At 72.7% G+C, this 7,999-nt stretch carries 4 protein-coding genes; 3 read left to right on the plus strand and 1 reads right to left on the minus strand.

Going from position 1 to position 7,999, the window contains the following annotated elements; all coding sequences use genetic code 11:
* Positions 1-151: 151 nt before the first annotated feature.
* The gene (locus ACWD4A_RS34920) at positions 152-3,484 is read right to left on the minus strand and encodes a S41 family peptidase (protein WP_451200443.1); all 3,333 of its coding nucleotides are present in this window, start codon (positions 3,482-3,484) and stop codon (positions 152-154) included.
* A gap of 96 nt (positions 3,485-3,580) precedes the next feature.
* On the opposite strand from ACWD4A_RS34920, the gene ACWD4A_RS34925 reads away from it, so the two are divergent.
* The 3 genes from ACWD4A_RS34925 to ACWD4A_RS34935 all read left to right on the plus strand — a co-directional run bounded on the left by ACWD4A_RS34925 (position 3,581) and on the right by ACWD4A_RS34935 (position 7,915).
* Complete coding sequence (locus tag ACWD4A_RS34925) at positions 3,581-4,183, plus strand: TetR/AcrR family transcriptional regulator (protein ID WP_451200445.1); 603 nt, start codon at positions 3,581-3,583, stop codon at positions 4,181-4,183.
* A gap of 116 nt (positions 4,184-4,299) precedes the next feature.
* Positions 4,300-6,522 (plus strand): MMPL family transporter, encoded by a 2,223-nt coding sequence (locus tag ACWD4A_RS34930; protein ID WP_451200447.1) that lies wholly within the window; start codon positions 4,300-4,302, stop codon positions 6,520-6,522.
* A 196-nt stretch (positions 6,523-6,718) separates the two neighbouring features.
* Positions 6,719-7,915, plus strand: a complete 1,197-nt coding sequence (locus ACWD4A_RS34935; RefSeq protein WP_451200449.1) for a MarP family serine protease — start codon at positions 6,719-6,721, stop codon at positions 7,913-7,915.
* Positions 7,916-7,999: the final 84 nt, after the last annotated feature.

Below are 7,999 nucleotides of genomic sequence, written 5' to 3' on the forward strand. Positions count from 1 at the left end.
CACCCTGTACCACCTCCCGCCCCTCACCCTGGGTAACCGGCAACCTCCCGTGGGGCGGACTGTTCTGCAGTCCGCCCGACGTGCTGTGGCCGTTTCCGGGGGTGCCCCGCAAGGGGCGCCCGGTAGGCGCACCCGAGACGTGGCGCAGCCGTCAGCGCGGCGGCAACTTGGGGCGCCGCAGGTCCGGGACGTCCGAGTAATCCGGAGGATTGCTGCAGCCGTGGCGTTCCAAAAGGTCGAGCGCCAGGCGCACCGCGTCGTCCATCTGCTTGTGTCGCCCCTCGGCCCAGTCGAGGGGCGTCCGGTCGATCTCGATGTCGGGTTCGACGCCGTGGTTCTCCACGCCCCAGCCGTAGGCGTCGAACCAGGCCGCGTTCATCGGCACGGTGATCGACGTGCCGTCGCCGAGCCGGTGGCGGCCCGTCATGCCGACCACGCCGCCCCAGGTGCGCAGGCCCACCACCGGGCCGATGCCCTGGAGTTTGAAGGCGGCGGTGATCATGTCGCCGTCGGAGGAGGTCATTTCGTCGGCGATGGCGACGACCGGGCCGCGGGGTGCGTTGCTCGCGTACGAGACGGGCTGGGCGCCGCGGGTGAGGTCCCAGCCGACGATGGTGCGGGTGAGCTTCTCCACGACGAGCTCGCTGATGTTGCCGCCCGCGTTGCCCCGTACGTCCACGATGAGGGCCTGGCGGGACATCTCCATCCGCAGGTCGCGGTTGAACTGGGCCCAGCCGGAGCCGCCCATGTCGGGGATGTGCAGATAGCCGCACTTGCCGCCGCTCAGCTCGCGGACGACGGCGCGCCGTTTGGCGACCCAGTCCTGGTAGCGCAGCGGGCGCTCGTCGACCAGCGGGACGACGGCGACGCGGCGCGCGTGCCCCTCGCCGCCGCGGCTCTCGCCGTCGTGTCCCTCGCTGTCGGGGAGCCGGAAGGTCAGCTCGACGGTGGTGCCGCCCGCGGCGGCGAGCAGCGGGCCGGGGCCGGTCACCGGGTCCACGGGCCGCCCGTCGACGTGGGTGAGCACCGAGCCCTCGCGGACGCCGGAACCGGCCAGCGGGGAGCGGGCCTTGGAGTCGGAGGAGTCGCCGGGCAGGATGCGCCGCACGGTCCAGGAGCCGTCCTTGTCGTGGACGAGATTGGCGCCGAGCAGGCCGATCGCGCGCTGGTAGTGCGGCGGGCCCTCGTTGCGGCGGGCCGGGACCACGTAGGCGTGCGAGGTGCCCAGTTCGCCGAGGAGTTCGCGCAGCAGGTCGGCGAAGTCGTCGGGGGAGGCGACGCGGTCGACCAGCGGCCGGTACTGGGCCAGGACCGCGTCCCAGTCGATGCCGCACATGCCCGGTTCCCAGAAGTAGGCGCGGACGATACGGCCCGCCTCCTCGTACGCCTGCCGCCACTCGGCGCCCGGGTCCACGTCGTGCAGGATGCGCCGCATGTCGATGTAGACGGTCGAGTCGGAGTCGCCGACGTCCCCGGAGGGCACGGTGCGCAGCTCGCCCTCGTCGTTGACGACGAGGCGGGTGCCGTCGCCGCTGACCGCGAACCAGTCGAGGGAGCTGGTGAGTTCGGTGCGCTTGGCCTTGGCCAGGTCGAAGTGTTCGAGCGTGGGGCGGCCGGAGGTGTCGGCCGGGTTGGCGAAGGTCTCGCCGAGGGCGCCGGAGATCGGCCAGCGCAGCCACACCAGGCCGCCGCCGCTGACGGGGTGCAGTGCCGAGTACTTCGACGCGGCCACCGGGAACGGCGTCACCCGGCTCTCCAGCCCCTCCGCCTCGATGAGCGTCGACCCGTCCGTGCCCCGGCTGTCGTCGGAGTCGAGCCCCCCGGCGGCCGGGCGGCCCTCGGTCGTCAGCGCGAAGGGCGAGGGCGTCGCCGAGGACAGCGGTACGAGGTAGGGGCGGCAGCCCAGCGGGAAGGAGAGGTCGCCGGTGTGCACGTCGTAGACCGGGTCGAAGCCGCGCCACGACAGGAAGGCCAGATAGCGGCCGTCGCGGGTGAAGACGGGCTGTTCGTCCTCGAAGCGGCCGTTGGTGACGTCGACGATCGTCCGCTCCGCCAGCTTCGCGATCTTGATCTGCCGCAGGGAGCGGCCGATGCCGGGGTGCGACCAGGCCAGCCACGCGGAGTCGGGGGAGAAGGCGAGGTCGCGCACGGGCCCGTTGACCGACCGGATCAGCTCGACGGCCTCGCCGTCGCCCTCCGGCGAGGTGTCCACGAGCAGCAGCCGCCCGTCGTGGGCGGCGACGGCCAGCCGCCCGCCGTCCGGGGCGGCGGCCAGCTCCTGCACCCGGCCGATCCGGCCCGCCGCGAGGCGGCGCGGCGCGGCGGGCCCGGCGGCGCGCGGCAGTTGGGCGACCTCGATCGCGTCCTCGCCCTCGGCGTCCGTGACATAGGCGACCTGGCCGGTCGAGCCCAGCATCTCCGGCTGCCGTACCCGCACGCCCGGGGTGTCGGCGATGGTGCGGGCCGGGCCGTCGCGGTGGGTGAGCCAGTAGAGGCTGCCGCGCACCTGGACGGCGCTGGCGCGGCCGGTGGTGTCCACGGTCAGCGCGTCGACGTTGTTGGCGGCCTGCACCTGGTACGGGCGGCGTCCGGCGCGCGGCCCGCCGAGGCGTACCTCCAGCTTGCGCGGGACGGCCCCCGGCCCGAGGTCGTCCACCAGCCACAGCTCGCCCGCGCACTGGTAGACGACGCGCGAGCCGTCGGTGGCGGCGTGCCGGGCGTAGAAGTCGTCGTGGTCGGTGTGCCGGCGCAGCCCGGAGCCGTCGGGCAGGCAGGAGTAGAGGTTGCCGACGCCCTCGTGGTCGGAGAGGAACGCGATGCGGTCGCCGACGAACATCGGCGCGTCCAGGTGGCCCGCGAGCTCCGGCACCAGCCGGGTGCCGTGCAGCCACAGCCGCCCGGTGGCGCCGCCGCGGTAGCGCTTCCACGCGGCCGGTTCGTGCGGCGGCTTGCCCGCCAGCAGCAGCGTCCGGTGCTCCGGCCCGCCGATCGCGATGTCCGACACCGGGCCCCAGGGCAGCTTGTTGCCGGGGCTGCCGTCGGTGGGCAGCCGGTAGGCCCAGGAGAAGTACGAGAACGGCTGGCCGTGCGAGGAGACGGCGAGGACGTCGCAGTGCCCGTCCTGGTCCGGCGGCGCCCAGCCGCAGACCCGGGCGTCGCTGCTGCCCCAGTACGTCAGCCTGCGGGCGGGCCCGCCGTCGACGGGGGCGAGGTGGATCTCGGGGTCGAGGCTGCGCCAGGTCGTGTAGGCGATGTGCCGGCCGTCGGGGGAGAAGCGGGGGTGCCCGACCCGGGTCCGGTCGACGGTCAGCCGCCAGGCCCGTTCCCCGGAGGGGGCGAGGGGGGTGATCCACAGGTCGTCCTCCGCCGTGAAGCAGAGCAGACCGCCGTGGAGATGAGGGAACCGCAGATACGCATCACTCACCCGTCCATCGTTTCCACCCCGGCAGCCCACGGCAACTCGGTCCGTGACGGAGAACACCATCGAAACGTCGCCGTTTCGCAGAGCCGCGCCGTACGCTCGTACGCGTACGAAACCGTTTCGTTCGCGTAGTTCGCGCAAGCCGGAAAGGAGTGGCACATGCCTGCGGACCCACCCGAGCCGACGGCGCCGCGCCGCACCCGGCTCACGCCCGAACGCGAGGGCGAGCTCTACGCGGCGGTGCTCGAAATCCTGCGCGAGGTCGGCTACGACGCCCTCACCATGGACGCCGTGGCGGCCCGTACGCGCTCCAGCAAGGCCACCCTCTACCGCCAGTGGCGGGGCAAGCCCGAGCTGGTCGCCAGCGCGCTGCGGCACCAGAAGCCGGTCAAGACGTCGGACGTGGACACCGGCTCGGTGCGCGGCGACCTCCAGGCCCTGGTGTGCGCCGCCGACGACGCGCAGATGGAGAAGGACGCCGCCTTGATGCGGGGTCTCGGCCGGGCGATCCACACCAACCCGGATCTGCTCCGCGCCCTGCGCGAGATGCTGATCGAGCCCGAGCTCGCGGGGCTCGACGCGGTGATGCGCCGCGGCGTCGACCGGGGCGAGATCGCCGCCGACAATCCCGCGCTCGACTACGTCGGGCACATGATGGTCGGCGCGTTCGTCACCCGACAGCTGATCGAGGACCGGACCGCGGACGCCGCGTACCTGTCCCACTACATCGATGCCGTGATGGTCCCCGCCCTCGGCCTCTGACCCCACCCTCACCCCAGAGATCCATCCGCCCCCCCACCCTGACGCGCCGCTCTCGTCGTCGGGCCGGTACCCCACGCCCTGTTCGCCAATCACGACACGACGGGAGCACGAACCCCGTGGCCACCTTCCTCTACCGACTCGGCCGGCTCGCCTTCCGGCGGCGCTGGTACGCAGCCCTCATATGGGTGCTGCTGCTGGTCCTCGCCGGTGCGGGCGCCGCCACCGCGTCCAAGTCCACCAACAACGACTTCTCCATCCCCGGTACCGAGGCGCAGGCCGCCTTCGACCTGCTGGAGCAGCGCTTCCCGGGCCAGACGCCCGACGGCGCCAGTGCCCGCGTCGTCTTCAAGGCCCCCGACGGCCAGAAGATCACCGACGCGAAGAACCAGCAGGCGGTCGAGAAGGCCATCGCGGAGCTCAAGGGCTCGCAGGTGGACAAGGCCGCCAACCCCTTCACCACGCACGCCGTCAGCAAGGACGGCACGGTCGCGTACTCCTCGGTCTCCTACAAGGCCAAGCCCCAGGACCTGACCGACGGCACGCGCGACAACCTCAAGGATGCCGCGCAGCACGGCCGGGACTCCGGGCTCACCGTGGAGATCGGCGGCAGCGCCCTCCAGTCGATGCCCGAGGGCGGCTCCGAGATCATCGGCATCGCCGTCTCCGCCGTCGTCCTGCTGATCACCTTCAGCTCGCTGGTCGCCGCCGGGCTGCCGCTGCTCACCGCGATCATCGGCGTCGGCATCGGCGTCTCCTCGATCGCCGCGCTCGCGCCGGTGCTGGACCTCTCCACCAACACCTCCACGCTCGCCATGATGATCGGCCTCGCGGTCGGCATCGACTACGCGCTGTTCATCGTCTCCCGCTACCGCGCCGAGATGGCGGAGGGCCGCGAGCGCGAGGAAGCGGCCGGGCGGGCGGTCGGCACCGCGGGCTCCGCGGTGGTCTTCGCCGGACTGACCGTGGTCATCGCGCTGGCCGGCCTCGCCGTCGTCAACATCCCCATGCTGACGAAGATGGGCATGGCCGCCGCCGGTACGGTCGCTATCGCCGTCCTCATCGCGCTGACCCTCATCCCCGCGCTGCTCGGCTTCGCCCCGCGCAAGGTGCTGGCCCGCAAGGACCGCAAGCGCGAGGGCCGCCCGGCGGACACGGACAAGCCCAACATGGGCACCCGCTGGGCCCGCTTCGTGCTCCGCAAGCCGGTCTGGGTACTGGCCGCCGGTGTGCTCGGCCTGGGCGCGATCGCCGTGCCCGCCGCCTCCCTCCAGCTCGGCCTGCCCGACGACGGGGCGCAGCCCAGGAGCAGCACCCAGCGCAAGGCGTACGACCTGCTGGCGGACGGCTTCGGCGCCGGCTTCAACGGCCCGCTGATGATCGTCACCGACGCGGCGAAGGCGAGCGACCCCAAGGCCGCCGCGGACACCGTGGTCAACACCATCAAGGGCATGGACGACGTCGCCATGGTCACCCCGGCCGCCTTCAACAAGGCCGGTGACACCGCGACGATCACCGTGGTGCCCAAGTCCAAGCCGACCGGCACGGAGACCGAGGACCTCGTCCACGCGATCCGCGACAAGGGCGGCAAGATCACCGCGGACACCGGCGCCAAGGTGCTCGTCACCGGCTCCACCGCGATGAACATCGACGTCTCGCAGAAGCTCAACGACGCCCTGCTGCCCTACCTGGCACTCGTCGTCGGCCTGGCCTTCCTGCTGCTGATGGTCGTCTTCCGGTCCGTGCTCGTCCCGCTCAAGGCGGCGCTCGGCTTCCTGCTCTCCGTGGTCGCCGCCCTCGGCGCGGTCGTCGCGGTCTTCCAGTGGGGCTGGCTCGGCGGGCTCTTCGGCGTCGAGGAGACCGGCCCGATCATGAGCATGATGCCGATCTTCATGGTCGGCGTCGTCTTCGGTCTCGCGATGGACTACGAGGTCTTCCTCGTGACCCGGATGCGGGAGGCGTTCGTCCACGGCGAGCGTCCCGGCCAGGCGGTCGTGACCGGCTTCAAGCACGGCGCGCGGGTCGTCACCGCCGCCGCGATCATCATGATCAGCGTCTTCGCCGGCTTCATCGGCTCCTCCGAGTCGATGATCAAGATGATCGGCTTCGGCCTGGCCATCGCCGTCTTCTTCGACGCCTTCGTCGTCCGCATGGCCATCGTCCCCGCGGTCCTCGCCCTGCTCGGCAAGGCCGCCTGGTGGCTGCCGGGCTGGCTCGGCAGGATCCTGCCGAACGTGGACGTCGAGGGCGAGGGCCTGCAGAAGCAGCTCGCGCACCCCGCGCCCGCCGCCGCGGACCGTGACCCGGACGCCGACGGCGACCGCGAACTCAGCCGCGTCTGACGCTACTGGCGGTAACCGGCCCGGCGGTGGGACCCTGACCCAGGGGTCCGCCGCCGGGCCTTTTCGCGCCCCTCCGCGCTTCCGTCCACCTGTGGCGCACACCACGACAGGGAACCGTTGGTCCCCGTACGGGCGTTTTCTCTAGTCCACACCGGTGGACGCGATCGGGGGCGCGTGTGATGGAAAGGGCTCCGCGTTGAACCTGCTCGATGTGCTACTCATGCTGATCGTCGTCGCCTACGCCGTCTCCGGCTTCCGGCGCGGCCTGGTCGCCGGCCTCGTGCTGTTCGCCGGGTTCCTCGGCGGAGCGGTCCTCGGCGTCTGGGCCCTGCCCTACGCGCTGGAGCCCTTCGACGCCGGGACCTCGACCGCGGCCGTCGTCGCCGTCCTGGTCGTCCTGATCCCCGCCGCCATCGGGCACGCCTTGGCCGGGCGGCTCGCCTGGCGGCTGCGCCGCCACCTGACCTGGGCGCCCGTCCGCGGTGTGGACGGGATAGGCGGTGCCGCCGTCAACTCCCTCGCCGTCCTGCTCGTCGGCTGGGTCGCCGCGAGCGTCCTCGTCTCGGCGAACTCCACGCTGCTCACCCGCGAGATAAAGGACTCCGCCCTGCTCGGGGCCGTGCAGAAGGCGATGCCCGAGCAGGCGCCCACCTGGTTCAGCCGGACCACGGACGCCCTCGCGGGCGCGGGCTTCCCCCAGGTCTTCAACCCCTTCGAGAACGAACCGGCCACCGGCGTCGCCAAGCCCTCAGGCGACGCGGTCACCGCCGCCGCCACCCGCGCCGCCCGCGACAGCGTCGTCAAGGTCGAGGGAGTCGCCGACGTCGGCGGCAGCCGCCGCGGCCAGGAGGGCAGCGGCTTCGTCTACGCCGAGCGGCACGTGATGACCAACGCGCACGTCGTCGCCGGGGTGAGCCGCCCGACCGTCCGCGTGGGCGGCGTCGGCCGCGCCCTGCCGGCGAAGGTCGTCCTCTTCGACCCGCGCACCGACGTCGCCGTCCTCGACGTGCCCGGCCTCGACGCGCCCGTCCTGCCCTTCGACAAGACCGCCAAGCGGGGAGACGCCGCGGTCGTCGCGGGCTTCCCCGAGAACGGGGGCCTCGACCTGCGGGCCGCGACCGTCGCCAACGAGGTCCGGGCCAAGGGCCAGGACATCTACGGCGACGGCGTCACCACCCGCACCGTCTACTCCATCCGCTCCACCGTCCGCCCCGGCAACTCCGGCGGCCCCCTCCTCACCCCGTCCGGCAAGGTCTACGGCGTCGTCTTCGCCCGCTCCACGTCGGACCCGGAAACGGGGTACGCCTTGACGGCGGACCAGGTCGAAGCGGATGCGGCTCGCGCCGCGACGGCGACCGGTCCGGTGAGCACCGGTACCAGGGCGGCGCTTTAGCCGGGGGGGCCCCCCGCGGCCCCCCCCCCCCCCACGCCCCGCGTTCACCCGCACCCCGCCGTGGGCGAGCCAGCAGCACACCAG

It is taken from the genome of Streptomyces sp. NPDC002537 (assembly GCF_053594975.1).